This is a genomic window from Nitrosospira sp. Nsp18 (assembly GCF_900103145.1).
GTDB lineage: Bacteria > Pseudomonadota > Gammaproteobacteria > Burkholderiales > Nitrosomonadaceae > Nitrosospira.
Genome location: NZ_FMWY01000013.1, coordinates 1 through 25370 on the forward strand (window position 1 = coordinate 1; position 25370 = coordinate 25370).

General features: G+C 51.9%; 21 protein-coding genes. 7 read left to right on the forward strand and 14 right to left on the reverse strand.

Features of this window, described 5'->3' with window-relative positions; genetic code table 11:
- Positions 1-257: 257 nt before the first annotated feature.
- The 3 genes from BLS94_RS07585 to BLS94_RS07595 all read right to left on the reverse strand — a co-directional run bounded on the left by BLS94_RS07585 (position 258) and on the right by BLS94_RS07595 (position 2422).
- Entirely contained in the window at positions 258-746 is a 489-nt protein-coding gene (locus tag BLS94_RS07585) for a DUF1499 domain-containing protein (RefSeq protein WP_090959233.1), read from the reverse strand.
- 230 nt (positions 747-976) lie between these two features.
- Entirely contained in the window at positions 977-1282 is a 306-nt protein-coding gene (locus BLS94_RS07590) for a c-type cytochrome (RefSeq protein WP_072767354.1), read from the reverse strand.
- Between the two features lie 321 nt (positions 1283-1603).
- Positions 1604-2422, reverse strand: coding sequence for a carotenoid biosynthesis protein (locus BLS94_RS07595; RefSeq protein WP_090959379.1), 819 nt, complete (start codon positions 2420-2422; stop codon positions 1604-1606).
- A 604-nt stretch (positions 2423-3026) separates the two neighbouring features.
- Between BLS94_RS07595 and BLS94_RS07600 the strand changes: the two genes are divergently transcribed.
- A complete protein-coding gene (locus BLS94_RS07600) occupies positions 3027-6128 on the forward strand; it encodes a transglycosylase domain-containing protein (RefSeq protein ID WP_256325330.1) in 3102 nt (1033 codons plus the stop codon).
- A gap of 180 nt (positions 6129-6308) precedes the next feature.
- On the opposite strand, the gene BLS94_RS07605 is transcribed toward BLS94_RS07600, so the two are convergent.
- A complete protein-coding gene (locus tag BLS94_RS07605; protein WP_072767355.1) occupies positions 6309-6512 on the reverse strand; it encodes a DUF2905 domain-containing protein in 204 nt (67 codons plus the stop codon).
- A 474-nt stretch (positions 6513-6986) separates the two neighbouring features.
- Between BLS94_RS07605 and BLS94_RS07615 the strand changes: the two genes are divergently transcribed.
- Positions 6987-8306 (forward strand): glucoamylase family protein, encoded by a 1320-nt coding sequence (locus BLS94_RS07615; protein WP_090959242.1) that lies wholly within the window; start codon positions 6987-6989, stop codon positions 8304-8306.
- Positions 8307-8711: 405 nt separating this feature from the next.
- Positions 8712-9242 carry a beta/gamma crystallin domain-containing protein gene (locus BLS94_RS07620; protein WP_090959246.1) on the forward strand — a complete coding sequence of 177 codons (531 nt, stop codon included), beginning with the start codon at positions 8712-8714 and terminating at the stop codon, positions 9240-9242.
- Positions 9243-9353: 111 nt separating this feature from the next.
- Here the strand turns inward: BLS94_RS07620 and BLS94_RS07625 are convergent, their stop codons facing one another.
- The 9 genes from BLS94_RS07625 to BLS94_RS07665 all read right to left on the reverse strand — a co-directional run bounded on the left by BLS94_RS07625 (position 9354) and on the right by BLS94_RS07665 (position 17800).
- Entirely contained in the window at positions 9354-10022 is a 669-nt protein-coding gene (locus tag BLS94_RS07625) for an alpha/beta hydrolase (RefSeq protein WP_090959383.1), read from the reverse strand.
- A gap of 44 nt (positions 10023-10066) precedes the next feature.
- Complete coding sequence (locus tag BLS94_RS07630; protein ID WP_072767359.1) at positions 10067-10378, reverse strand: (2Fe-2S) ferredoxin domain-containing protein; 312 nt, start codon at positions 10376-10378, stop codon at positions 10067-10069.
- A gap of 202 nt (positions 10379-10580) precedes the next feature.
- A complete protein-coding gene (locus BLS94_RS07635) occupies positions 10581-11711 on the reverse strand; it encodes an ABC transporter substrate-binding protein (RefSeq protein WP_371130248.1) in 1131 nt (376 codons plus the stop codon).
- On the reverse strand, positions 11708-12508 hold the full coding sequence (locus BLS94_RS07640; protein ID WP_072767360.1) for an ABC transporter permease: 801 nt from the start codon (positions 12506-12508) through the stop codon (positions 11708-11710). Before BLS94_RS07640 ends, BLS94_RS07635 begins: the two co-directional genes overlap by 4 nt.
- A 1-nt stretch (position 12509) precedes the next feature.
- Positions 12510-13424 (reverse strand): ABC transporter permease, encoded by a 915-nt coding sequence (locus BLS94_RS07645; protein ID WP_072767361.1) that lies wholly within the window; start codon positions 13422-13424, stop codon positions 12510-12512.
- Positions 13417-14502 (reverse strand): ABC transporter ATP-binding protein, encoded by a 1086-nt coding sequence (locus tag BLS94_RS07650; RefSeq protein ID WP_072767362.1) that lies wholly within the window; start codon positions 14500-14502, stop codon positions 13417-13419. Before BLS94_RS07650 ends, BLS94_RS07645 begins: the two co-directional genes overlap by 8 nt.
- A gap of 257 nt (positions 14503-14759) precedes the next feature.
- A complete protein-coding gene (gene ubiB / locus BLS94_RS07655; protein WP_090959252.1) occupies positions 14760-16274 on the reverse strand; it encodes a ubiquinone biosynthesis regulatory protein kinase UbiB in 1515 nt (504 codons plus the stop codon).
- A gap of 63 nt (positions 16275-16337) precedes the next feature.
- A complete protein-coding gene (locus BLS94_RS07660; protein WP_090959255.1) occupies positions 16338-16910 on the reverse strand; it encodes a ubiquinone biosynthesis accessory factor UbiJ in 573 nt (190 codons plus the stop codon).
- Between the two features lie 11 nt (positions 16911-16921).
- Positions 16922-17800 (reverse strand): Tim44 domain-containing protein, encoded by an 879-nt coding sequence (locus BLS94_RS07665; protein ID WP_090959258.1) that lies wholly within the window; start codon positions 17798-17800, stop codon positions 16922-16924.
- Positions 17801-18286: 486 nt separating this feature from the next.
- Between BLS94_RS07665 and BLS94_RS07670 the strand changes: the two genes are divergently transcribed.
- The 4 genes from BLS94_RS07670 to BLS94_RS07685 all read left to right on the forward strand — a co-directional run bounded on the left by BLS94_RS07670 (position 18287) and on the right by BLS94_RS07685 (position 24063).
- The gene (locus BLS94_RS07670; protein WP_090959263.1) at positions 18287-19387 is read left to right on the forward strand and encodes an acetate/propionate family kinase; all 1101 of its coding nucleotides are present in this window, start codon (positions 18287-18289) and stop codon (positions 19385-19387) included.
- A 149-nt stretch (positions 19388-19536) separates the two neighbouring features.
- Positions 19537-21927, forward strand: coding sequence for a phosphoketolase family protein (locus BLS94_RS07675; protein ID WP_072767367.1), 2391 nt, complete (start codon positions 19537-19539; stop codon positions 21925-21927).
- Between the two features lie 85 nt (positions 21928-22012).
- Positions 22013-22645, forward strand: a complete 633-nt coding sequence (locus tag BLS94_RS07680; protein WP_090959266.1) for a hypothetical protein — start codon at positions 22013-22015, stop codon at positions 22643-22645.
- 503 nt (positions 22646-23148) lie between these two features.
- Complete coding sequence (locus BLS94_RS07685) at positions 23149-24063, forward strand: sensor histidine kinase (protein WP_256325331.1); 915 nt, start codon at positions 23149-23151, stop codon at positions 24061-24063.
- Between the two features lie 397 nt (positions 24064-24460).
- On the opposite strand, the gene BLS94_RS07690 is transcribed toward BLS94_RS07685, so the two are convergent.
- Positions 24461-25300 (reverse strand): pyruvate, water dikinase regulatory protein, encoded by an 840-nt coding sequence (locus BLS94_RS07690; RefSeq protein ID WP_090959269.1) that lies wholly within the window; start codon positions 25298-25300, stop codon positions 24461-24463.
- Between the last annotated feature and the right edge of the window lie 70 nt (positions 25301-25370).

A 25370-nucleotide genomic window follows, 5' to 3' on the forward strand; every position in this document is an offset into this window, starting at 1 on the left:
TACCATATCAAGGTCTCCTTTTCGGTAACCTTCAATATGGCGCAACGTTATTTCTCAGAATACCTTTCGGTTACATTTAATTCGGCGCAATTCGCCCGGTAGATCGGGCGGAGCGCAGCAGTCATGTTTAAGGAAGAGCGATTGAAAACGGGTTATTTCTATCTTGGGGCAATGCGCGAAGCGGGTTTATTCATGCTTTCCCCACCGATGGGCGGTGCATGGCGAACCCCCAGCCATTTTGGGCAACGGCTCAACAATCAAGAGGAACCCAGTTTATGACGAATGGATTCGATGCGCTCGCGGTTCACGCCGAGATCCGATTTTCCCAAGCGGGATGCCGAGCGAACTTGAATCACCCTGGCGGCGGGATCGAACCAGAACTCGGCATCGTCCACGTACTTCATGAGCCGGGTAGTGAACTGTGCATAGAGGTAGCCTGGCTCTCTTTTGACTATCTTGGCACCATCCATTGCCCTGATAACATCGGCGATGTGGTCCAGCGTAGCGTCCGGATCGCCTTTCAGCGGCAGCGGTGCTATCTCGGCATACGTGCGTTGTGGATGATCGGGGTAGAGCGAAGCCTGGCTCGACACGCTATTAGGTGTTTTCGAGGGAGGCTTGAGCCTGCCGTCATGTACGCCCAGGTCAGTGGGTGGCGCGCCTTTGAGCAGCCCGAGTTGACCGGCGAGTAACCCCGTAATGACGACAACGGCAATGACAACAAGCGCCCACTTTACAATAACCATGTCAATGCCTGGCGACCCCCCAATGTGATAGACGAGGAAAGCACTGTTAGGCCGCAGGCAGCGGCGGGGTCACAAATGTGGCCGGCAACGACAGCGTCATGTAATCTCGCCGGCAGTGGCGGCGTCAAATATTTTCCTTTGCCCATGCCGCTCCTTTATCCACCATGTCATCCGTTTGTGCCCGGCATGGCCGCGTCATCAGTGTCAAAAAAGGCTAGCCAATGGTCAAACTACTTGGTTTTGCTATTTGCCAGGACGAATTCTGCCAGACGTTGCGCCGGTTCGCCTTTAATGTTGGGAAATGCGGTCATCCCCATGCTTCCTTTCTGAACTTTCTGAATAATGGCATCCTTGTTCGCCATTGCGGTGCTTATAACCATCACGCTGCCGCTTTCCGGCTTATGGCATTTTGTACAGTTTGTATAAAATATGTCCTCCCCGCTGATATTCTCGGCCGGCGTGTAATTATCCGTCTTCGAGCAACCCACCAAACTCACCAATGCGGAAACAGTTAGCAATAAGGCCATTTTTTTCATTTTTTGCACTCCAATTTTTATAAGATGAACATTTCTTTAAGCTGCTATGAGCGGCATTATATCGTCCTTACGGATCGTTCAGGTATTATCCTGAATCCTGTAGGTCGACAGCTTATTTTTCAGCTTATTTGCCAGTTCCTTTGTCAATTAAGCGCTATACGAAGAGGTTTTTCGTACCCCTTTTTCGTACCCCATGAGCTTCGCCTTTTTGGTGAGCTTACTCAACCCCGTCCCCGTCCAACTGTCGGAGGGTTATTGCCGCGATTGTCCATATTGCGGTGAGCACGGCAGGATTCGATGAAGAAGAAATGAAGAAAGACCTTACGCCTTATCCGTTGCCGGCAAGTGACCCAAGAGTCGAAGAGCAAGCAGTACGGTGATCGGTATATAAATGAATAAGCCTGTAACCCCCAGAAGCGATTCTCCAATCCAGAAAGTGATGACGAGATTAAAGATCAATACCCCATAATATAGGCCGCAACCGAGCAACACGCGCCCGGTCACCGATGGGGCAGGGAAGAGGCTGGCTTCGGCCTGAAGTTTGCGATCGAGAGGAAGATAGGCGCGAAGAGAGAGGAAGCCAACGACAGCCCAGCCAATATAATTAGCTATCGGGATGCCGAAATGCGTGCCGGGATCAGGATAGTAATATATCCGACCGAGGAACCAACGGTCCCCGCGGAGCGCGACCGGATCGATGACAGCGTCGATGAACATGAAAAAAAGAATGGTAAGTACCACTGCCGGCCAGCCGGTTCTGGTTGCGAGAGGGAATCCCATCGGGATCATACTCATACCAGGGCGGGGGCTTGTGCCGGTGGCAGGCAGGAGAAAAGCCAGAGCCATGCAATAGCTCGCATAGAGAAGAAAGGGAAACGAAAGGGAATCCATCGCGGGGACATCCGAGATATACAATTCCTGCCCGACGGTTGAACCGGTATAGTAATACCAGCCGAAAGGAACGCCGGTGCGAGTGGAAGAGAGTTCGCACAGAAGCGCCACAATATATGTAATAGCCATGAAGCAGGCTGTCCTGCGCCAGCCGATCAGCCTGCTTGCGGAGAAGAGGAACGCGGCCAGGAACACAAATACATAGGGGCGAAGGATAACTGTCTTCAGCAGGAGACTAACGAATTCCATCGAATGTTCCATTTGTCCGGCAGATGGGCTCTTACCGGAGGTTGATCTCCTGGAGGTTTGTCTTCAGGAGCAAAGGAGCGCAATACATTTATTTTTGTACTATCTGGGCATCTTCCTGGCGTTTTGACGCCGCCCATCGGCGGACGATGACGCCGCCCATCGGCGGACGAGATTATATCCTTCATATTCGGTAATCGGAAACTATAAGGCAACAAGCAGAACCTCTGCCGGATTTTCCCGGGCGAGCAGGGCTGGCAAGAATCAAATTTTCGCATAAAACCAAATAACTCAAACAACTCGAGGGCAACAGAGAGCAACAGTGAACTCAGCGCATCATGCCCCGTCATCATCCTCATTGTTGATTGCGACCCGGGTCCTGTTCTATGAAAGCGCTGTCGTCAGTTGTATTCGAGTCATAATCGATTTGTTGCCGTTTTACTTCGATTTGGCGGGGTTTTACCCCTCAAATGCGGCTGCGAGAAAGATTTCTCCTACCTATACTTGTAAACCTTGTGACTTGGTGTCTTCCATGGATCTTTAGTGTTTTATTATTTTTGATGACTCTATCGTGAGGCGCGTTCTCAGATTTTTTGCCTTTGCAGTTTTGACTCTGCTTCTCGCCGCACTTGCTATTGCAGCCCTCCTTCTTTACCGGGAGGTTCTAACGTCTTCCTATCAAGCGCGGCAACTGTGGAATTTGGCCGATGATCTGCGCTGGGAGATGAAAAGTGGACCGAGCGACAAACCGCCTTTCTCGCAGGCGGGGCCATATGATATTCGCCTGGGCTATAGTCGCCTACCGGAATTGCTTCAGCATCTGGCAAAGCACGGCTTTCAGGTTCATGCGCAGGCACGGGTTTCTGCACGCATGGAGGAACTTGTAGAGCAGGGCCTGTTTATTCCCTATCGCGAAAAATCCCAGGCTGGTCTGCAAATAACTGCCGATGATGGCGAGCCATTGTATCGCGCTGCGTTTCCGGCGCGTGTTTACGAGAATTTCCAGTCAGTGCCGTCTGTGGTGGCGAATAGCCTGCTGTTCATCGAAAATCGTGAATTACTGGACCTGACCCAACCGAAAAAAAATCCGGCTGTCGATTGGAACCGGTTGGGTAGGGCAGTGCTGGATAAGGCGATTCAGCTTTTTCGTCCCGAGCACGATGTATCAGGGGGCAGCACGCTGGCAACGCAAATTGAAAAATACCGCCATTCCCCCAACGGAATGACGATGAATGCAACGGATAAGCTTCAACAGATTGCGTCTGCGTCCGTGCGCACTTATCTGCAGGGCGAGTACACACTGCCTGCGCGCAAACAGATCGTAGTGGATTACCTTAATACAGTCCCGCTTGCGGCAGCTGCAGGTTTCGGAGAAACGAACGGGATAGGAGACGGCCTGTGGGCATGGTATGGCCTGGATTTCGACAAAACCAATCACATCCTTAACTCGCGGTTTGTACAAGGAGACGCTCTTGCCGAAACGGCGCTCCTCTACAAACACGTGTTGAGCCTGATGATTGCCCAGCGTAGACCTTCCTATTACCTGATAGCGGGGCGAAAAGAACTGGGTGAACTTACCGACAGCTATCTAAGAGTGTTGGCTCAGGCTGGCGTGATACCGGATCGCCTCAGGGATGAGGCGCTCAAGCTGCCGCTGAATTTTCGTGTTGCACGTTCTCCGGAAGAAGGCAGGAATTTTGCGTCGAAGAAGGCTGTTAATGCTGTTCGCGTGCGTCTCGCCTCGCAGCTCGGGTTGCAACGCATGTATGACCTGGACCGCCTGGATTTGTCGGTGCAAAGCACGCTTGACTTGGAGCTACAGAAAAAGACCACCGATATGTTGCGCCAGTTGAAGGATATGGGACATGCGCAGGCTGCCGGGCTCTATGGACACCGTCTGCTGGGCACGGAAGATCCGGGAAAGATTATCTACAGCTTCACGCTTTCCGAATTGACGCCGCAAGGCGCCAAGTTTCGAATCCTGGCGGATAATTTTGAACAACCCCTGGACATTAACAAGGGGACCAAGCTGGATTTAGGTTCCACCGCAAAATTGCGGACGTTGGTGACCTATCTTGAAATTGTCGAGGCGCTGCATAACAAATATGCGGCGCTGGCGCCGAAAGTACTTAATGGACAAGAGGTTGACCCCGGCGATATTCTCAGCCGCTGGGCAATTGGTTATCTCCTGCAAAGCAGCGACAAGAGTTTGGCGTCCATGCTGGATGCCGCTCTCGAACGCAAGTACTCGGCTAATCCCGAAGAACGATTCTTTACCGGCGGCGGCTCGCACGTCTTTCATAATTTCAAACATGAAGACGACCGCAAGATCATGAGCGTACGCGAAGCGACAAGGAATTCAGTCAACCTTGTCTATATCCGCCTCATGCGCGATATCGTGCGTTATCACATGTTTCAGGTAGGAGGTTCATCGGCCAAGATACTCAAGGATGTCGGGAATTCGGGCCGCGTGGAATATCTCAAACGCTTCGCGGACAAGGAAGGCACGGAATTCATCAATCGTTTTTATCTAAAGTACAAAGGTAAAACAACGGAGCCGGGTGCAATCAGCAAACTGCTCTTCTCCAGTTTCCGGCACACACCACGCCGTTTGGCGGCCGCTCACCGTTATATTTACCCGGAGTCTACCCTTGCAGAGTTCGAGAAATTCATGGCGCCGTATCTGCCCGGCTTCAAAAATGTGACCCCGACAATGGTTCAAGACCTGTATGAGGCTTATGCACCCGGCAAATATTCGCTGGCCGATCAGGGCTACGTAGTAACCGTCCACCCGCTGGAATTATGGTTGGTACGCTACCTGAATTCCCATCCACTTGCCCAGTACAAGGACGTGATCACGGCGAGCAAGGACGAGCGAATCGATGTCTACCACTGGTTGTTCAAGACCATACACAAGAATTCGCAGGATGTACGCATTCGTGGTCTTCTGGAACTTGAAGCATTTCTCGAAATTCACCGTAGTTGGAAACGCCTCGGCTATCCGTTCGATTCGCTGGTGCCCTCACTAGCCACAGCTATCGGCAGTTCCGCTGATCATCCTGCCGCGCTTGCGGAATTGATGGGTATCGTTCTGAATGATGGAGTGCGACTGCCTGCCGTCCTAATCGAACGCTTGCATTTCGGAGCCGACACCCCTTTTGAGACGATGGTCGAACGAGCGCCCATTCAAGGCGAAAAAATGTTTTCTCCCGAATTGGCCGCGGCAGTGCGTGGCGTACTGACAGACGTGGTGGAGACAGGTACAGCTTCGCGGCTGGCGCGAGCCATGGTGGAAGAGGATGGGGCTGAAATTTCAATTGGCGGCAAGACAGGGACGGGCGATCATCGTCATATTACGTTTTCTTCGCCTGGTGTCATCAAGGAATCACGCGCCGTGAATCGCTCCGCCACTTTTGTCTTCTTCATCGGAGACCGCTTTTTTGGGACGATGACCGCATTTGTGCCCGGCGCGGACGCCGCCAACTATACGTTTACCTCAGCGCTTTCCACGCAAGTCATGAAGCATCTCCTGCCCATCCTGAAGCCCCTTCTCGACCGGGCTCAGCCGTTGCCGGAGCAAGTTCTGGCAAGAAATGCGATCAAGGGCGATCTACCTGAAGAAAGCAAAAAAGGAAGTAAAAAAGGAAGTAAAAAGGGAAGTAAAAAAGAAAATGAAAAACTGGAGGTGAATCAACTGGCGCGCAATTAATCGAAGTGCGCTGAAAACACACGAATACGATGGTTTAGTCCTCGGTATTGATCCACCATAAGAAGACGACAATGCCCAGCACAAGCCCGAGGCCCAGGATGGCCTTTACAAATTCCTTGACGAACCAGAACACCATCGCTTCATATAGATCCAATTGTTCATGCCCTTCTAAAAAGACAGCTATTTACGGGACCACCACCATAGCAGTAACGACAGAAACAAGGACACCAGCAAGCCTGTCGTCAGCGGAAAGTAGAGCCTGAAGTTTTCCCGCTCGATAATAATGTCTCCCGGCAACCGTCCGAATGGTAGTTTCGATAACCACGGCCATGCGACGCCCGTGACCAGCAGCAGTATCCCGAGAACGATGAGTAGACGTTGCATAAGGATTTCCTCGAGGATTTTTGCGAAACTTCTTCGGCACAATTTGGCGAGGAACACAAAAATCTACGGATTAGTGTAAACCGTTTTCTTCGGAAAGATCAATTTGCCCCTTCTGCTTCTGCCTCCGCCTCAACATTCACAAGATCAGGTCGGCACGCGGCCTTCGCCGGCTTCAACTTCTTCAGGGATATTTTTGCAGCTCAGCTTGCCGTTCCATTGATTCGTTTTTTGTTGGTGTGCTAACACACCGAAATACGGCACAGCCTCCGATAGAATTCCTTTTTGGATTTTTTGAGTGGGGAAAAATGACCCTACGCCTTGTTCTATCTGCCGCGCTGTTCACGTCACATGCTGCAATAGCGGCCGAGATAAATGGCTGTGCTATCACATCGGATACAGCAAGGCAACGGGGGGAGTGAAGGTCAAGGCCTGGAAAACGAGGTTGAAAAAGCTTTTTTATCGTAAAAATCGATCATGCCGGAACCTGAGCTCATCGCGTCTGAGCAATCTGAACAAGATGAATTGCTAAGCAGCCTGCAGCAGGAGTCGTTCGCGTATTTCATCCATGAAATCAACCCCGCCAACGGGCTCATCCGCGATAAATCGCGCCCTTATTGGCCGGCAAGCATTGCTGCTATAGGCTTGGCACTCGCGGCATATCCGGTGGGAGTCGAACGGGGTTTCATGACTCGCAACGAAGCGGTAAAACGCACACTCGCCGTTTTGAGATTTTTCACCAACGCGCCCCATGGTCCTGGAAGCGATGCTACCGGCTACAAGGGGTTTTACTATCACTTCCTTGACATGAATACAGGGAGGCGCGTTTGGAACTGTGAACTCTCCAGCGTGGATACTGCCTTTCTTCTCGCCGGTATGTTGGTTGCACAGGCTTACTTTCGGCATGAAACGGCAGAGGAGGAAGAGATCGGCAAGCTTGCCGATGCGCTCTACCGGCGGGCTGACTGGCATTGGATGCAAAATGGAAAGGCGGCGGTAAGCCACGGCTGGACTCCGGAGAAAGGTTTTTTGCCTTATCAATGGAAAGGCTATGACGAAGCCCTGATCATATACCTGCTGGGGCTCGGTTCGCCCACACATCCGTTGCCGAAAGAAAGTTACACCGCGTGGACTTCGACCTATACCTGGAAAAAAACGTATGACGTCGAACTGCTTTACGCAGGACCATTATTTGTCCATCAATTGTCGCATGCATGGATCGACTTCCGGGGGATTCGAGATTCATTCATGCGCGAGCACGATATGGACTACTTCGAAAATTCCAGGCGCGCGACGTTCGTTCAGCAACGATACGCCAAGGTAAATCCGCTTGAGTTTGAGAATTACAATGAGCATTGCTGGGGCATCACTTCCAGCGATGGGCCGGGGCCTGTCACCGAGCAGGTAAAGGGCATCCTCCGGGTTTTCTACGACTATATCGCCCGCGGTTCGCCTTACGGCCCTGATGACGGTACGCTGGCGCCATGGGCTGTGGTCGCTTCGCTCCCGTTCGCACCCGAGATTGTGCTTCCGACCATCGAAAACTTCGAACGCATGAGCCTGAGAAAAGCCCAGATGTACGGCTATAAAGCCACATTCAATCCGACCTTTCCCGTTGAACCCAACCGCGAATTTGGCTGGGTGTCGCTATATCATTTTGGTTTGAACCAGGGTCCGATCGTAATAATGATAGAAAACTACCGGTCCGGATTATTGTGGTCACTGATGCGGCAATGCCCTTACTTGTTGACTGGCTTGCGTCGTGCCGGATTCCGTGGAGGCTGGCTGGAAAGTTGAAGGAAAAAATGCCTGGTGAAAATATATCCGATCCGAGGACTCGTTGAATACCTGAATCCCTGGCACGTTCAATACTCAGTGAAGATCTGCTGAATTCGACAGAAATGCGCATCTACATTATGTGTTCAATTTCCGGTCCTGGTTTCCACATCGCCCGACGTGATTTAAAAGAACCGCATCTTTTTGATTTCACAGGCGCAGCAAACGGAGTAATACATTAGCCTTTAGGTATGTATGCCAGCGAACGGATTGGCTCCGTACCCTGGTCTTAAAATCCTGTTTCGCAATAACCGACCAACGACATGGGGTGTCGGTACTTTGCAACAGGTCGGTCCTTTCCGCGCGATATACAACCGTATATCGGTAGGGTATCAATCTTTCAACCATTCTTTTAAGGAGAATAATATGAATATTCTGACAAAGAACCCACGCAATCTCCTGATCGCCATTGCGGCGGTGTTTGGGCTATGTGCCGGGTCAAGTGTTTATGCGCAAGACTCGACCGATAAATCAAGGGTGAACGATAAATCGAAGCATGCGGAAAAAAGCAAGCAATATTCAAAGTCGGGAAAGAAGGAGGAAGGAACCATCATTGAAGTACCGGTGCTAATGATGGTGCCGGTGAAGGTATCGACCGATACGTCGGCGAATAGCGGGTGCTGGGTGAAGCTATACGATAAGAAAGACTTTAACGGCGATAGCTTGTTGATGGTCGGCCCCGTCGAGTTGCCGGTGATGACCGGACCCTTCGGCTTCAACTGGGAAAATAAGGTTCGCAGCCTCGAGCTCGGCCCCAAGGCCAATCTCACCATTTTTGACAATCGCAATTTCCGCGACCAGGATAAATTTATCGACGCAGGTGAAAAAATCCCCAATATGTCAAAAAAAATGGGATTTCTTGATGATTTCCGGTCGATGATGCTCACTTGCATATGAGCCGGTAAAAAGAGAGCTGGCGTTAGCTTGCCGATCCCGGCGTTTTCTGGGCGCTGGCGTCAGCCCATTAATCAATGGCCGCCTGTGCCGGCCTTCCGGCTTCCTTCCGAATCAGCATGAATCGAGAACGATGCGCTTGAGGATATGCAATCGGCGGTGAAAAAAATGCTCTGCGCCGGGCACGACGACCACAGGTAATTCCTGCGGAGCAGCCCAATCCAGGACAGTTTGAAGGGGAACCACCTCATCCTGATCACCTTGTATGATCAGGACCTGGCGGGCGCTTTCAATGTCGTGTTTAGTATTGGGTTTGGCGAGGTGGGGCGCGCTGAGCCGCTGAACGGCTGGAGCCACCAATACCACTATTTGCGGCTTGAGGCGTTGCGCCGCATAAGCCTGGACCGCGCCCCCGAAGGAAAAGCCTGCCAGTAGTAATAGTGGAGGGGTATCAAAAGAGGCAGCGAATTCGTTTCTTATGGTTTCAACCACCGCAAGCACGTCTTCCGTTTCACCCGCCCCGTTGTCCTTGCCTGAGTTAAGTTCGCCTTCGCTTTGTTCCACGCCGCGAAAATTGAATTTGACTGTGACAAATCCCAACTCGAGAAACGCCTTGAACAGCGTATGGACCACCTTGTTATTCATTGTCCCACCATATAATGGATGGGGATGGGCAACCACGGCAAAGCCACGGCGGTAGCGGAAATCCGGCTCCGCCAGAACCGTTTCCAACCTCCCTGCCGGGCCATTAATGAATAATTTCTGTGGAATATGTGAATTCAACAGTATGCTTGACAATATGGATGAAAATACGTTTATTGCCTGCCCTAAATTCGCAACCGCTCGACGATACGCCCGTTTTTCAAATGTTCTTCGATGATCTCGTCAATATCTTCTTTGTCCACATACGTGTACCAGACATCTTCGGGATAGACAACGATAACCGGACCTTCGTTGCAGCGATCGAGACAACCCGCATTGTTAATCCGTATTCTTCTGCTCTTGCTGTCGAGCTTGAGGGCCTTGATTCGCTCCTTGGCATAATCACGCATGGCCTGGGCGCCATGATTGTTACAGCATACGGCTCCCGGCTCACGCTGGTTTACGCAGAAAAATACATGCCGCAGGTAGTAGCTCATAATGTATTCAACGGGATGAGAAATAATGAATCAAAATTATTATACCGGAACAGTGATTACTTCTTCTACTGCTGAGTTAATTGGAGTTATTGCCCCCGCATGGCTTGCCTCGCAGATACTTTCGAGGAGCGCGAACAACGAACCTGGAACGAACCGCTGCTGTTTTTCGCGATTTCTTCTTTATTATTTCGGATTGTGCGGTCTATCTCAATTTAATTTCGGTCCACAGGCGGCTTAACACGCGGCGTTGTTTACGGTCCAGGTCCCGCAGCATTTCAAGGTGGTTCAGCATTTCGGGGGCTGGGAATATGGCTTCATTGTCTGCGATTTCTGCCTGGATATATTGTATGGCATCCGTATTGGGATTGCCGGAACCTATGAGATTGGTTAGCTCGGCGGAATTCCTCCCCTCCAGCATGAAGTTGATGAATTGATGGGCGAGGTCGGGACGACTTCCGCTTCGATGCAGTACCATGCTGTCGAGTGCCAGAACCGCGCCTTCTTTCGGAGTCGAGTAGCCGATGGTAAATTTGCGCCCGGTATTTCTGGCATCAAGCGCCGCCTGGAACATATCGTTGGAATATCCTTGCGCCACCCACAAGTTGCCAACGGCCAACTCCTTGATATAACCGGTATTGCTGAAGGCGGCCCAGTAGGGCTTGGCGCGCACGATCAGGTTTGCGGCTTCTTTCCAGTGCTTCTCATCGGTATCATTAACCGAATAGCCTAAATATTTTAGCGCCGCAGCCATCAGTTCGCGCTGGCTGTCGAGCACGGTTACGCGTCCTTTGATTTTTTCGAGGTATTTCGGCTCAAAAATGATTGCCCAAGTGTCGGTAGGGAGGCCAAGGCTCTTTACTTTCTCCTGATTGAAGCCGAGCAGGGTAAGCGTATAGGCATATGGAACGGAGTATTTATTGCCGGGATCGAATGTTGTATGGAGGTATGCAGGATTGATATTCCCGATATTGGTCAACAAGGATTTATCCAGCGGCTTCAGCGCGCCCTGGCGAATAAGGGTGTCCATTGCATTACCGGTGGGAATGATGAGATCGTAGCCGGTCGCGCCCGCCGACAGTTTCGCCAGCATTTCCTCATTATCGGAATAGTAATCCTGGGAGAGCCTGCAATTGCAGAATTTCTCGAAGCGTCTGACCGTTTCCGGCGCAATGTAATTATTCCAATTGAATAAATGCAGAACGTTTTCCTTGCTGGAGAGGACAATATCCTGATCCTGTCTCGCGCAACCCGTGGTGGACAGAACCAGCCATGCAAGCAGGAGCACGAACGATGCGGTCGGCGCTGGGGAGGTGCACCGCGTATTCATCATCATTTCGCCTTGCGCGACGTTGCGTTTGCGCTTGATGAGGCGTGCGATTCGAGCTTGGCTGCAATGATGATCATGACCAGCGTGAGCAGCATCAGCAATGTGGAGATGGCATTCACTTCCGGCGTCACCGCAACCTTTATCATCGTATAGATATGGATGGGCAGAATCGGTTCGCCCACTCCCTTGGTGAAGAATGTAATGACGAAGTCATCGATGGACAACGTAAACGACATCAAGGCTCCTGCAACCACTGCGGGCATGATCAGCGGCAGGGTGACAAGACGAAAAGTCTGCCAGGGAGAGGCGCCGAGATCGCGCGCCGCTTCAAAAATACTTTCGTCCATGCCCTGGAGCCGCGCCCGTACGATGATGGCAACGAAACCGATACAAAATGTGGTGTGCGCGATAATAATAGAAACCATGCCGAGCGTTAAATTAAGCACTTGCAAAAAGAATAGGAGCAGCGATACCCCCAGGAGGATTTCGGGCATCGCGACTGGCGTGAACACCAATATGGGCAAGACCTTGAGCTTATACCGATGTATCGCCAGACCGGCCATCGTGCCGAGCAATGTTGCGCTAAAACTTGCGCTGAGCGCGATAAACAGCGAATTACGCGCGGCGGTGAGCATTTCCGTATTCTGGAACAGCGTTTTATACCAGGACAATGTAAATCCCACCCACTCGGCATTCAGTTTCGAATCGTTGAACGAATACAAAACCACGATAGCCAGCGGAACGTACAGGAAGGCGTAAATCACGCCCGCTGCGGACCAAAGCCAGATATTGGTGCGGCTCATGCTACGCCGCGCGCTGCCCGGTGGCGGAGCGTGCGAACCAGGTAGCCAGCCCGGCGACGGAGAGCACTGCCAGCGTCAGCATGATTGATAGCGCTGAACCAAAAGGCCAGTCACGGGTGCCAAGGAATTGATCCTTGATCAGATTGCCGATGAGAATGTCGCCCGTGCCGCCGAGTATGTCCGGCACGGCAAACATGCCGAGTACCGGGATGAATACGAGTGCCGAGCCCGAAAAAACGCCGGGGAGAGATAGCGGCCAGGTTACGCGCCAGAAGCGCTGCCAGCCGTTGGCTCCCAGATCCTGTGCCGCGTCCAGAAGCGAGGGATCATGCTTTTCCAGGTTGGTATAAAGCGGTAGCACCATAAACGGCAGGTGTACATATACCATGCCGATCAATACGGCAAACGGCGAGAACAACAACGTCACAGGGGCAATCCCGAATGCTCCGAGAATAGTATTGATGAAATGGCTGAGTCCGGATTCCGGCCCAAGAATAATCATCCAGGCATAAATACGGATAAGGAAATTACTGGCAAATGGCAATACCACCAGCAGCACCATCAGATTTCGGAAACGTTTTTCACTGCGCGCGATCAGCACTGCCAGCGGATAGGCCATAACGAGACAAATGAGGGTAGTTGCTGACGCAACGCCGAAGGATTTGAGAAAAATTTCAGCGTAAAGAATGTCGCTAAAAAAAAACTGGTAAGCTTCGGCAGTAAGGCCGTATTCGCCGTCGACTGCTCCCGCGGGCGCAGTGATGGGCGCCAGGCCCCCGAACTCGCCCGGAAAGCGGAACGAGGTGAGGATCATAATCAGGCTGGGGACAACAAAGAACACGACCAGGAACAATAGCGGCGGTCCGCTTACCAGAAATCGGGCAGCGCGAGGCGCATTGGCTTCTTCTTTAGTCATTGAGAAAAATACCCGCATCGTGATGCCACGAGATGCTTACTTGATCCCCTACCTCGAAAAACTTTGCACGTCCAGGTGCGGAATTAGGCAGCAAAGCCTCTATAAAGGCACCATTGGGGAGTTCAACGATATAAGTGGTAACATCTCCAACATATAAAAAATCACGTACTTTACCGAGGAAATGGTTTTTCAGCCGCCGCGCTTCGGATGGGTGGGAAATCAATATCTGTTCGGGGCGTATCGCGATCGTACCTTTGTCGCCCGCTTTGATGCCTTCCTTGCCAGCGGTGGTAACTTCCCCCACTTCGCCCACATCAAGTCTCAAATGGGTAGGCGCAGCCTCCAGGACTTGCGCGTTCATCATGCTGATCTTGCCGATAAAATCCGCAACAAAGCGATTTTTGGGAAAGCCATAGATTTTGGAAGGTTCGTCGATTTGCTCGACATTGCCACGGTTCATCACGGCGATGCGATGGGACAGCGCCAGCGCCTCATTCTGGGCGTGGGTAACAAAAACGAACGTTACCCCAACCTCTTTCTGAAGATTGATCAACTCCATCTGCATTTCCTCGCGCAATTTGGCATCGAGTGCGCCCAATGGTTCATCCAGCAGCAACAATCGGGGGCGATTGACTAATCCTCTCGCAAACGCCACTCGCTGTTTCTGCCCGCCTGATAATTCGTTGGGGAAACGGTTGCCGAAATTCGACAGGCGGACACTGTCCAGTGCATCCGCTACCCTGGTTTGTATTTCATGTGTTTTTTTGCCGGCCATCCTGAGTGGAAACGCAATGTTGTCCGCTACCGTCATGTGCGGAAATAACGCATAGGTTTGAAATACCGTATGCACGGGGCGTTTTTCCGGGGGTGTGCCGACCATATCTCGTCCGTCCAGCAGGATCTGGCCGGAATCGGGAAGATCAAACCCGGCTATCATCCGTAGGAGCGTTGTTTTACCACAGCCCGACGGCCCCAGCAGCGTGAAGAATTCCCCCGCCTCCACACTGATGCTGACATTGTCGACCGCGGTATAGCTGCCAAAGCGCCGCGTGACATTACGGATTTCAAGTAGCGCCATTGCCGTGCCAATTAAAAGACAAAAGACGGGGATTTTACCAAAGTTTATCCATGGATTGACGAACCGCCATCGTTTGGAACATTGCCTTGGGCGCTGCGGAAAAGGAGATGGGTTGCCGGTTTATCGTTTCGTCAGGAAGATGCAGATGTTGCCGGAATGGACGCTAGAGTGGGCGGGCGTAAAATGCGTTCGCTAGTCGTTATTCCAAAGCTGAAGCAGTACAGGCGGAAGAGAACGAAAAAAAGGATTATCAGCCCTTATAGCCATAGCTGCCACAGCATTGCCACCGTTAGCAATACTATAAGGATGGAAAACAAGCGGTTCTGACGCCTTTTTTCGAGGATAAACTGATTCATCTTTTCTTCCAGCCCGCTTGTACGGACTTCCGTCAAGGCATGATGCATCAAGCGCGGAAACTGCGGCATGATGACCGCCCAGCTCGATGCTTCCTTCTGCAGCCGACGGCTGAGCCCGCGCCAGCCAAGCTGTTCGGCCATCCAGTTTTCCAGGTACGGCTTCGCGGTTGTCCACAGATCGAGATCAGGATCGAGGTCGCGTCCCAACCCCTCGATATTCAGTAGGGTTTTTTGCAGCATTACCAGTTGCGGCTGGATTTCCACGTTGAACTGGCGAGAGGTCTGGAATAGACGAAGCAGTACACGGCCAAAGGAAATTTCTTTCAGCGGTTTGTCAAAGATGGGTTCGCATACGGCACGGATTGCGGTTTCGAAATCATTAACACGAGTATTTTTTGGCGCCCACCCCGCCTCGACATGCGCTTCGGCCACACGCTTGTAGTCGCGCCGGAAAAATGCAAGGAAATTTTGCGCCAGATAATTTTTATCCTCGTCAGTGAGCGTTCCCATTATGCCGAAATCGACCGCGATGTAACGCCCGTCCTGGCCGACAAAAATATTGCCCGGATGCATATCGGCATGGAAATAACCGTCCCGGAATACCTGGGTAAAGAATATTTCCACGCCGACTCGGGCAAGCCTTGGAATATCGACTCCCTGCTCGCGCAGTTTCGCCACCTGACTGATGGGCGTGCCTTTTACGCGTTGCATCACCATAACGCCGGAATAGCAATAATCCCAGTAAACTTCCGGCACCAACAGTAATGGAGAATCCAGAAAATTACGCCGCAACTGGCTGCAGTTCGATGCCTCGCGCATGAGATCCAGTTCGTCATCCAGGTGGCGGGCAAATTCGGTCACGACCTCGCGTGGCTTGAGCCGCTTGCCGTCGGGCCACAGTGCTTCGACCAGCAAAGCGCCGGAATCCATCAATGCCACATCATGCGCGATGATAGGCGCGATGCCCGGCCGCAGCACTTTGACTGCAACTTCTGTTCCGTCATTCAGCACCGCCAGATGAACTTGTGCGATGGATGCACTGGCTACCGGTTCTGCATCGAAGACCAGAAAGACTTCAGTAACCGGTTTTCCATAGATCTGCTCCAGCGTTTTGATGGCGAGACTGGAGGGAAACGGCGGGACCTGGTCTTGCAGTTTGGCCAGTTCATCGGCGATATCCTGCGGCAGAAGATCTCGACGAGTCGAAAGCATCTGGCCAAACTTGACGAATATAGGGCCCAGAGTTTCCAGCGCGAGGCGAAGGCGCTCACCGCGCGCCCTATCCAGGCGTCGCCAGAACGTCGCTGCCTTGACAACAGGCCGCAGCAACCGCAGCCGCTCGTGGCCCAGAAAAAATTCATCAAGGCCAAAACGAAATGCTACAGAGAGTATTTTGAGAAGGCGAAAGAAACGCATTTATTCCATGGAATGGTAGTACGTCTGTATCTTCTCGGTTTTGTTTGTCGTGGAGTCGACTTTTTAGCGATCCAGCGCGTTCACGCGTACTTCCAGACTTGCCGCACGGCTCCGTAATGTGTTTATTTCACGAATAAGCTCATGCATATCCATGGATTTTGCAAGTAATGGCTGCTCTTCTGTCAGATATTCCACCAGCGTCTGCCATAAATTACGTGCGGTTTCAGCTTGCCAGTGCATCAGGCCTTCGCCAGCTTGCACCACCCGATGCGCGAGAATATCTCCCATTACACCGCTTATATCCTGCTCCACATCCCAATGCAGGTTTTTTCCGATAAGGAGAATTTCTTCCGCAAACTCGCTATCACCTGAAATTGTGACTTCGCGATATGCATCTTCGTCATGAGCAAGCAAGCGCGGTAATAAACCTGGAATAATCGTCAAGGTGGCGTCATCTAGAGCGCCCTTTACCGCCGCCGATACCTCACCGCTGGCCTGGATGGTCAGGGTGAGGTCAGGGAAGGGAGGGAGGCGAAAACGTGCCGTCCTGCCTGCATGAAGCTGCAACCGCTTGCGCGCCCAGTTCTCTCCACGCAACAAGTGGTTAAGCGGGGCTATCGCAACGGATGCCAGCATGGCAGGCAGATCTATGAAACTTGCTGAATTCCTGCCAACAGCCAGACGGATTCAGGGTCTTTTATATTCTTCTGCACGTGCCAGATTTCATCAAACGCTTCCGGTGGATTGGAAGACTCCCGTAATTGGCCGTTGAACCGGACACTGGCAATGGCCGTGTTATTTTCGGTAACCACCTCAAGCAGTTCCGCATTAATACCCATTACCTCGGTTCTTTGAGGCTCATTGCCGCGTTCGGTGATCTGCATGCTGATCTCCGCAAACATTTCCGGCGTAGTGTATTCCCGGATATCGCTCAGGTCCCGTGCATCATTGGCCGCTTGCAAGCGGATAAATGACGTTTTTGCATTGCGCAGGAATGGCTCGACCTGGAAGTCCGCAGGAATATTTGCGGTTTTGCTGGTGACAGCTTGTGCCTGGGCTGGCGTTGCGGTGCTTTCCCCCGCCGGCGCCGCCGTGGGTTCTGTTGCTGGCGCGGTCGCGCTACTGCCGGGGCCTGCTCCCATGCCCGAATACTGCATTGGCCGTGCCGAATGTTCCTGCCGCGGCTTGCGCAGCATGCGCACGACGAAGAAAACCGCAGCCATCAGTGCAGCCAGCATCAGCACATCCATCATATTGATGCCTTCAAACGCGCCACCCATGAACAATGCCGCCAGCAATCCTCCCGCAGCCAATCCAGCCAGCGGGCCCATCCACCTATTACCTGCTGCGGCAGGTGCCGACGCAGCAGGGGTTGTTTGCGCCGATTTGGGAGGAGTTTGCGGGCTGATGGCTTCACGTTGCTTGCCGATGCTCTTGCCGCCGCCGAAGCGCCTTGCTTCAGCATCAAAGGCGGCCAATCCGAAGCTTAAAATGGCCAGAGTCAGCAGGGTCAATATTTTCTTCATGATGGTCTCCTGAGAGGACGGTGAAAGGAAAGAGTATAGCATTATCGATTCACCTGGATGTTCCATAAATTGCATCGGATACGCCTGCCTGAAAGCGTTTCCCAAGGTTAATCACAATCTCGTCATGTCACTGCCCGGATAAGGGAACAAGACAAAAAAATATAGCTGATTTTGGCGAGTGATTGATGATTGTTGGCATCTGTATTCTGACCGCCATCGCCGCACTAAGTGCAATCTTGCCGCTTATTATTCCACTATTTGATAGGTGGGTTTATCACCCGGTAGCCGTGTTCACCTGAAGCCTGAACGGCTGTATCTGAAGCGCCGCTGATGGTGGAGATCGAAATAGAGTGTCATATGTTGGCTGGCATACAGACTCTTATGCAGAACCGTGTTTAATCAGTGAATCGATTTACTTGATGTCCAGTCTCGGCCAGTCCCTATGACTAGGGAGTGGGCTGTGATTGGCGATACATTTCTGCATCCATGACCACAATCATACTGACCGTTAATACTGGCAGCTCATCAGTTCGCCTGGGAGCCTTCACTTGCGATGGCGACACGTTCACCGAGCTGGCGAGCATACGGCATGACCTTTCCGCCGGCGAACCGTGCGTCATACTGAAAGAATTCATGCGGAGGCACGCGCTCACAGGGATCACGGTGGCAGCGCATCGTGTGGTTCACGGCGGTATGAATCTTGCCGCATCATGCCTGATCGACCAGAAAGTCGAGCAGGAGATCGAGCGGTTGACGCTGCTGGCACCACTTCACAACCCCGTCGCGCTGCGGTGGATACGCGCAACCCGCGAGGTGTTAAAGGACATTGTCCAGGTCGCGGTGTTTGATACCGCGTTTTTTACGGATCTACCGGAAACAGCGCGGGCGTATGCTATTCCGCATGGGCTTGCTGAAAAGCATGGATTGCGCAGATATGGCTTTCATGGGCTGGCGCATAAGTCAATGTGGCAAAGCTGGCGGGCGCTTCAACCGGACTCTTTGCAAAGTGCGAGAATAATTTCGATGCAACTCGGCGCGGGTTGCTCGATTACGGCGATTGATAATGGATTGCCACGAGATACTTCAATGGGGTTTTCACCCTTGGAGGGGCTCGTGATGGCGACACGATCAGGCGATATAGATCCGGGGCTCGCTACATTTCTCCAGCGTCAGGAAAGCCTCACGCCGGAGCAACTGGATCGACTGCTCAATGCGCGCTCGGGCCTGTTGGGTGTTTCCGGGATCAGCGCCGATATAAGTGAGTTGTTACGAACTCCGGATGAGCTTGCGCGGCTGGCGGTGGATTTATACTGTTACCGGGCACGTAAATATGTGGGTGCTTATCTCGCGGTATTGGGTGGCGCCGATGCCATCGTTTTTGGAGGAGGCGTGGGCGAAAATGTGCCGGAAGTGAGGGAAAAGATCTTGACCGGCATGGACTGGTGTGGAATTGCAGTGGATACCCAAAAAAATTATAGGGCCAAGGGAATATCATGCATCAGCAGTCCTTTCAGCCGGATCGAGGTTTGGGTTACGCCCGTAAACGAGGCAGTTATCTTGGCGCGCGAGGCGGAGGTTTTAACCTGAATCCGCCCCCGTAGCGAGCCCACCAAAAAAAGGTGAAGCTCACAGGGTACAAAAATCCTCTTCGGTTATAGCTCTTAGTTTACAACTGGCAACTGGCGGATTCCAATTTAATGGCGCCAGAAGCGCATTAATGATTTCAGGAGGACCATATGAGCGAAACCAAGCCGATAAGCACACCCGAAAATAAGCCGCTCTCCGCAGATGATTTGCGCAAGATGGACGCGTACTGGCGCGCGGCGAATTATCTCTCCGTCGGACAAATCTATCTGCTGGACAACCCTTTACTCAAGGCGCCGCTCGCGCTTGAGCATATCAAACCTCGATTACTTGGCCATTGGGGCACAACACCGGGGCTTAATTTTATTTATGTACATCTGAACCGGCTTATAAAAAAATATGACGTGAATATGTTCTATATAGCCGGGCCCGGCCACGGGGGACCGGCTATGGTCGCGAACACATGGCTCGAGGGTAGCTACAGCGAATTCTATCCCCACATTTCCTGGGATGCCATAGGCATGCAACGGCTGTTTAAACAATTCTCGTTTCCCGGCGGTATTCCCAGCCATGTGGCGCCGGAAACCCCGGGCTCGATCAACGAAGGCGGCGAATTGGGTTATTCGCTGTCGCATGCCTTTGGGGCGGCTTTCGACACCCCGGATCTGATCGTGGCGTGCGTAGTGGGGGATGGCGAAGCTGAAACCGGACCGCTTGCGGCCGCCTGGCACTCCAACAAATTTCTGAATCCAGCCCATGACGGCGCGGTGTTGCCGATCCTGCATCTTAATGGCTATAAAATTGCAGGCCCAACGCTATTCGCGCGCATCAGCCACGAAGAGTTGGAGATGCTATTCGCGGGCTATGGTTATGAGCCACATTTTGTCGAGGGGTCCGATCCCGAACTCATGCATCAGGCAATGGCCGCTACGCTGGATGTCGTGATCGGCAAGATCAGGGCAATCCAGCAGGAAGCGCGTAGCAATGGCGTATCCACATATCCCCGCTGGCCGATGATTATTTTGCGCAGCCCCAAGGGGTGGACCGGTCCGGAAGAGGTTGACGGCAAGAAAGTCGAGGATTTTTGGCGCTCGCACCAGGTGCCGTTTGCGGAGATCGGTTCAAAGCCATGGCACCTGAAGCTGCTCGAAGACTGGATGAAAAGCTACAAGCCGGAAGAGTTATTCGATGACAAGGGAACATTGGTACCGGAGTTGGCTGCGCTCGCGCCCCAAGGCAAGCGGCGGATGGGCGCAAATCCCCATGCTAATGGAGGCCTACTGCTGAAAGACCTGGAAATGCCGGATTTTCGCGATTACGCCATTGCTGTACCCACGCCAGGATCGGTAGTAGGCGAAGCCACGCGGGAGATGGGAAAACTTTTACGCGATGTCATGAAGCTCAACCTGGACAGCCGCAACTTCCGCGTGATGGGGCCGGACGAAACCAGTTCAAATCGCCTTGGTGCTTTGTTCGAAGCAACGGATCGAACCTGGGTGGCGCAAATCCTGCCGGAAGATGAGCATCTTTCCCCGGATGGGCGAGTGATGGAAATTCTTTCAGAGCATACATGCCAGGGCTGGCTCGAAGGTTATCTGCTGACTGGCCGGCACGGCTTGTTTTCATGCTATGAAGCATTCATTCACATCATTGATTCCATGTTCAATCAGCATGCCAAATGGCTCAAGGTCACCAAGGAAATCCCTTGGCGCAGGCCGATTGCCTCGCTTAATTACCTTTTGACATCGCATGTATGGCGCCAGGATCACAACGGTTTTTCTCACCAGGACCCCGGCTTTATCGACCACGTGGTAAACAAGAAGGCGGATATCATTCGAGTCTATCTCCCGCCGGACGCCAACACATTGCTTGTCATAGCCGATAAATGCCTGCGCTCGCGCAATTATATCAACGTTGTCGTAGCGGGGAAGCAACCTGCGCTACAGTGGCTGGATATGGACGCCGCAATCACGCACAGTACCGCCGGTATCGGTATCTGGGCCTGGGCGAGCAACGACCAGAATGGCGAGCCGGATGTGGTGCTGGCCTGTGCAGGCGATGTACCGACCCTGGAAACCCTTGCAGCGGTCGACTTGCTGCGCCATCAGGTTCCGGAGCTGAGGATAAGAGTGATAAATGTAGTGGACCTGATGACGCTACAGCCGAAAGAGGAGCACCCGCATGGCCTATCCGGCCGCGATTTCGACACGCTGTTCACTACCTGCAAGCCCATAATTTTTGCCTATCATGGCTACCCGTGGCTCATTCACCGCCTGACGTACCGCCGGACCAACCATGAAAATCTGCATGTTCGCGGGTACAAGGAGGAGGGGACAACGACGACTCCGTTTGACATGACCGTGCTCAATGACCTGGACCGTTTCCATCTGGTAATGGACGTGGTCGACCGCGTACCCGCACTAGGCTATAAGGGGGCCTATCTCAAGCAATTGATGCGGGATAAACTGATCGAGCACGAATCGTATATCAGGCAGTATGGTGAGGATATGCCCGAGATCCGCGACTGGAACTGGAGCTCCTGATCAGATCAGCTCGATCGTCATAGGTTTGTCACCGAGCGGGAACGAATATAAATACAAGTTTGACTACCTGGGAGAGGGAGGATTGATGATATTTCTCATCAATGCCATCGCAATTTTTGCTTCATTTTCGCTGAATCAGATACATGCTGTTTATTGGGGCGCCATCCTGCCGACGCTTTATGCGATTGTCGTGGCGCCACAGGCGTTGATCGCCAGACCCGAGATACCGGCGTCGGCGATAACGAAAATTCTTGCTGACAAGTGGGACAACGCGGAGGATTTAACCGCTTATATCGTGAAGTATTGGATGGCCTTCGCCCATCCCGCTACTTCAGGGAAGAAGCAGCGTAACAGCTTGATTTTATACCTGACATCGTTTTTCCTGGGCATCGTATATTTTCTCAGGGAATTGTTCGTTGCCGGCACTATCGTGTTTGTCATGGGATATATTCTCTATCAAATGAGCCTCAGAGCGGACAGGCCGAGATCGGTATATGCCAATACGGATTTCAGAGACGGTAGCGATAACGAGTTTGCGAGGGAAGAATGGGAACTGGCCGCCATGTCGATTGTTGCGATTTCCGATTTGTACCCGGATGATCGCGCGCTGAAGGTGTCGGCAAACGAGGTGTCGGAAGATGAGGACGTCAAGTCGCTGCTGGCAAAGCATCGTCATGACGGAAGAATGGGAGTAACTGGCTCACGCCCTGCGGCGTGAAGCGCCATGCAAGCTCTTGGTCAAGGACTTCAGGCATGCGACCGCGGCCACTAATGTGCTGGATCATCAGGCGGACATACCAGGATGCAGTAGTGGCTGGGGCATGCGAATATTGCGACGACGCGGATTTATGATCATCGCAAACTTGGCGGGAGGATGGTCCGACGTTTAAGGTACGCTGACAGCATGTGAGCGAGCTTAATGCAGGTCGAGCCGTTTTTCAAATACAGTCTGTTACACTTAACCAGCGTGATGCCAGCTTTAACGAGTTCATGGTTCCAGGCGATAAAAAGGGCTCTGTTGAAAAAAATAAAAAGGGTAGCGCACTATTGTGTTTTTCAGCGTAGATCGTCAATGGTCAGATTTCAAATGGCGTCATTTCCATGGGAAGCCTCATTGAAAGACAATCCGGTATCTACAGCGCTTAATCAATCAGATCAAGGATACAGTTCCGGTTTATTCTTTTTTTGCAACAGAGCCTTACATGCAGGAAAAGCATTGTCGTGAACGATGAGGAACCTATTCAGAACCGTGAGAAATTGGTTACGCTACGAGAAGACACAGTGCGATTTCGTGAAGATGCCGTCCATCTACGCGAAGACGCTGCCGTCTCGCGCGAGCAGATAATTTGCACGGCGAATACGGAACGGGAAGCGTCTGATGGTCATCTGGTTTTTATGCGGGAAGCGAACGCACAACTGGTCATCTCTGGAATTGAGGCTGGGCGAGCTAGTCAGCTGAAGGACGAGTTTCTTGCGATGATCTCCCATGAACTCAAAACTCCCTTGAGTGTCATCCTGGGATGGTCTCAACTCATCCTGGGGGGAAAGCTAAAGCAAGACGATATTCGTAAAGGCATGCAAGCCATCGAGCGTAGCGCTCGCGCCCAAAACAAACTCATTGAAGATCTTCTCGAAATGAGCAGTATGATTTCTGGCAAGGTACGACTTGACATGCAGCAACTGGATATAGTCAGTCTGGTGAGCGCAACGGTTGAATCAATGAGGCCAACCGCGGAAACCAAAAGAATTATTCTCCAAGAAACAACTGATCGGGAAGCCGGGTGGATATTGGGTGACGCTAACAGGATGCAGCAGGTTTTCTGGAACCTTCTTTCCAACGCAATAAAATTCACGCCTTCGGGCGGTAGAATAGAAATTGGTATGAAGCAGTCGGGCTCATTTTTTGAAATCAGAATCGATGACTCGGGTCTGGGAATATCAGCCGACTTTCTGCCCTATGTGTTTGAGCGCTTCCTGCAGGCTGAAACTTCACTTGCGCGACAGTACAAAGGACTCGGCTTAGGCCTTGCTATCGTCAAACAGCTGGTGGAACTTCATGGTGGAATGGTCGGAGCAGAAAGTCCAGGGATTAATAAAGGGGCTTCATTTATTGTGCAACTGCCGCTGCTGCCGTAACTGCGACAGACAGCAATGCAACCAACATTCTCTTGTTCTTCACTTCATTCCCTCTTGTCTCATCTATTGAAATTGTAGGAGCTAGAATTATGCTGGGCTCCGGTTCCCTTATTTTAAGGGTTTTTATAGTTCTGCCTATTGGACTTAGGTACACAGACAAATATGTAAGCCGCTTTTACAACTCCGCGTTATCCCCACATATCGTAATTGTCATTCTCCAAATTCGCGCTTAGAAAATTATCAACCAATCGCAGCCTGATTAAGCTGCCATACACAACATTTGATTATTTCTCGTGAGAATGCTTGTCCAATCTATTCGTATATTCTACCGATAAATTTCTGAGTAAATTTTCCGTCGCGCCGGTTGGTAAGGCCGAAATTTGTTCGAAAGTATTCCTCAATAAATCTTCCGCTCCAATTTTGCCTGGTGCAATACCGCGGTTGCGAGTTCTTCGATGGACTTGCTGGTTGCATCGAGATAGGAAATTCCTTCCCGTCGCATCAGCGTTTCTGCTTCACGTACTTCATATTGGCAATTCTTGAGAGAGGCGTACTCGCTGTCGGGTTTGCGCTCGCTACGCATGCGGTGCAGCCGCGCGGGATCGATGGTAAAGCCGTATAGTGTGTGGCGAATATCCCTGAGCTGGGCTGGCAACCCCAAGCAATTGAAGTCCTCGGGGATGAGCGGGTAATTGGCGGCAAAAATACCATATTGCAGCGCGAGATAGAGGCAGGTGGGGGTTTTGCCGGTACGGGAAACACCTATCGGAGTAATATCCGCTTTGTGCCAATTCTTTTGGGAAAGGCCATCGTCGTGCTCAAGGGTATATTTTATTGCCTCGATGCGCGGGAGGTGGTCGACGGCGCTATCGACCCGATGGGAAAGGCCCACGGTATGCGACGAATGTACGCCGAGCTCAGCCTCCATCTGGCCGATAAAAATACTGAAGCAATCCAGATGCAGCGCGTTGACAGAGCCAAGAATGAGTCGGAATTCCGGATTTACGAATGTACTGAATACCAGCGGGCGCACCCCATCAGCGTTAGCCCGCGCACTGTTCTGCCCGGCAGCGGCCGCAACTTTTTCTCGGGTATCAAGATAGGGTAGAGCAATTTCCTCAAACTGCACATTATCGAACTGTCTAAGAAGACTATGCCCCAGCGTTTCGACAGAAATACCCGTTCGGTCCGAAAGGAAAAACGCGGTTCGCTGGGGCGGCCAAGCTACAGTTGACATTTATCACCGTTCATCAATGACCATAATTTTGACTGGTCAAAATATCGCTTTTTAGCGTATAACACAACCG

Coding starts and splice junctions, on each gene's coding strand:
- BLS94_RS07605 (WP_072767355.1), bottom strand. CDS start 6,512: ATGCAACGTCTACTCATCGTTCTCGGGATACTGCTGCTGGTCACGGGC.
- BLS94_RS07595 (WP_090959379.1), bottom strand. CDS start 2,422: ATGGAATTCGTTAGTCTCCTGCTGAAGACAGTTATCCTTCGCCCCTAT.
- BLS94_RS07640 (WP_072767360.1), bottom strand. CDS start 12,508: ATGAGCCGCACCAATATCTGGCTTTGGTCCGCAGCGGGCGTGATTTAC.
- BLS94_RS07645 (WP_072767361.1), bottom strand. CDS start 13,424: ATGACTAAAGAAGAAGCCAATGCGCCTCGCGCTGCCCGATTTCTGGTA.
- BLS94_RS07615 (WP_090959242.1), top strand. CDS start 6,987: ATGCCGGAACCTGAGCTCATCGCGTCTGAGCAATCTGAACAAGATGAA.
- BLS94_RS07650 (WP_072767362.1), bottom strand. CDS start 14,502: ATGGCGCTACTTGAAATCCGTAATGTCACGCGGCGCTTTGGCAGCTAT.
- BLS94_RS07680 (WP_090959266.1), top strand. CDS start 22,013: ATGATATTTCTCATCAATGCCATCGCAATTTTTGCTTCATTTTCGCTG.
- BLS94_RS07630 (WP_072767359.1), bottom strand. CDS start 10,378: ATGAGCTACTACCTGCGGCATGTATTTTTCTGCGTAAACCAGCGTGAG.
- BLS94_RS07620 (WP_090959246.1), top strand. CDS start 8,712: ATGAATATTCTGACAAAGAACCCACGCAATCTCCTGATCGCCATTGCG.
- ubiB (WP_090959252.1), bottom strand. CDS start 16,274: ATGCGTTTCTTTCGCCTTCTCAAAATACTCTCTGTAGCATTTCGTTTT.
- BLS94_RS07665 (WP_090959258.1), bottom strand. CDS start 17,800: ATGAAGAAAATATTGACCCTGCTGACTCTGGCCATTTTAAGCTTCGGA.
- BLS94_RS07670 (WP_090959263.1), top strand. CDS start 18,287: ATGACCACAATCATACTGACCGTTAATACTGGCAGCTCATCAGTTCGC.
- BLS94_RS07585 (WP_090959233.1), bottom strand. CDS start 746: ATGGTTATTGTAAAGTGGGCGCTTGTTGTCATTGCCGTTGTCGTCATT.
- BLS94_RS07675 (WP_072767367.1), top strand. CDS start 19,537: ATGAGCGAAACCAAGCCGATAAGCACACCCGAAAATAAGCCGCTCTCC.
- BLS94_RS07635 (WP_371130248.1), bottom strand. CDS start 11,711: ATGATGATGAATACGCGGTGCACCTCCCCAGCGCCGACCGCATCGTTC.
- BLS94_RS07690 (WP_090959269.1), bottom strand. CDS start 25,300: ATGTCAACTGTAGCTTGGCCGCCCCAGCGAACCGCGTTTTTCCTTTCG.
- BLS94_RS07590 (WP_072767354.1), bottom strand. CDS start 1,282: ATGAAAAAAATGGCCTTATTGCTAACTGTTTCCGCATTGGTGAGTTTG.
- BLS94_RS07660 (WP_090959255.1), bottom strand. CDS start 16,910: ATGCTGGCATCCGTTGCGATAGCCCCGCTTAACCACTTGTTGCGTGGA.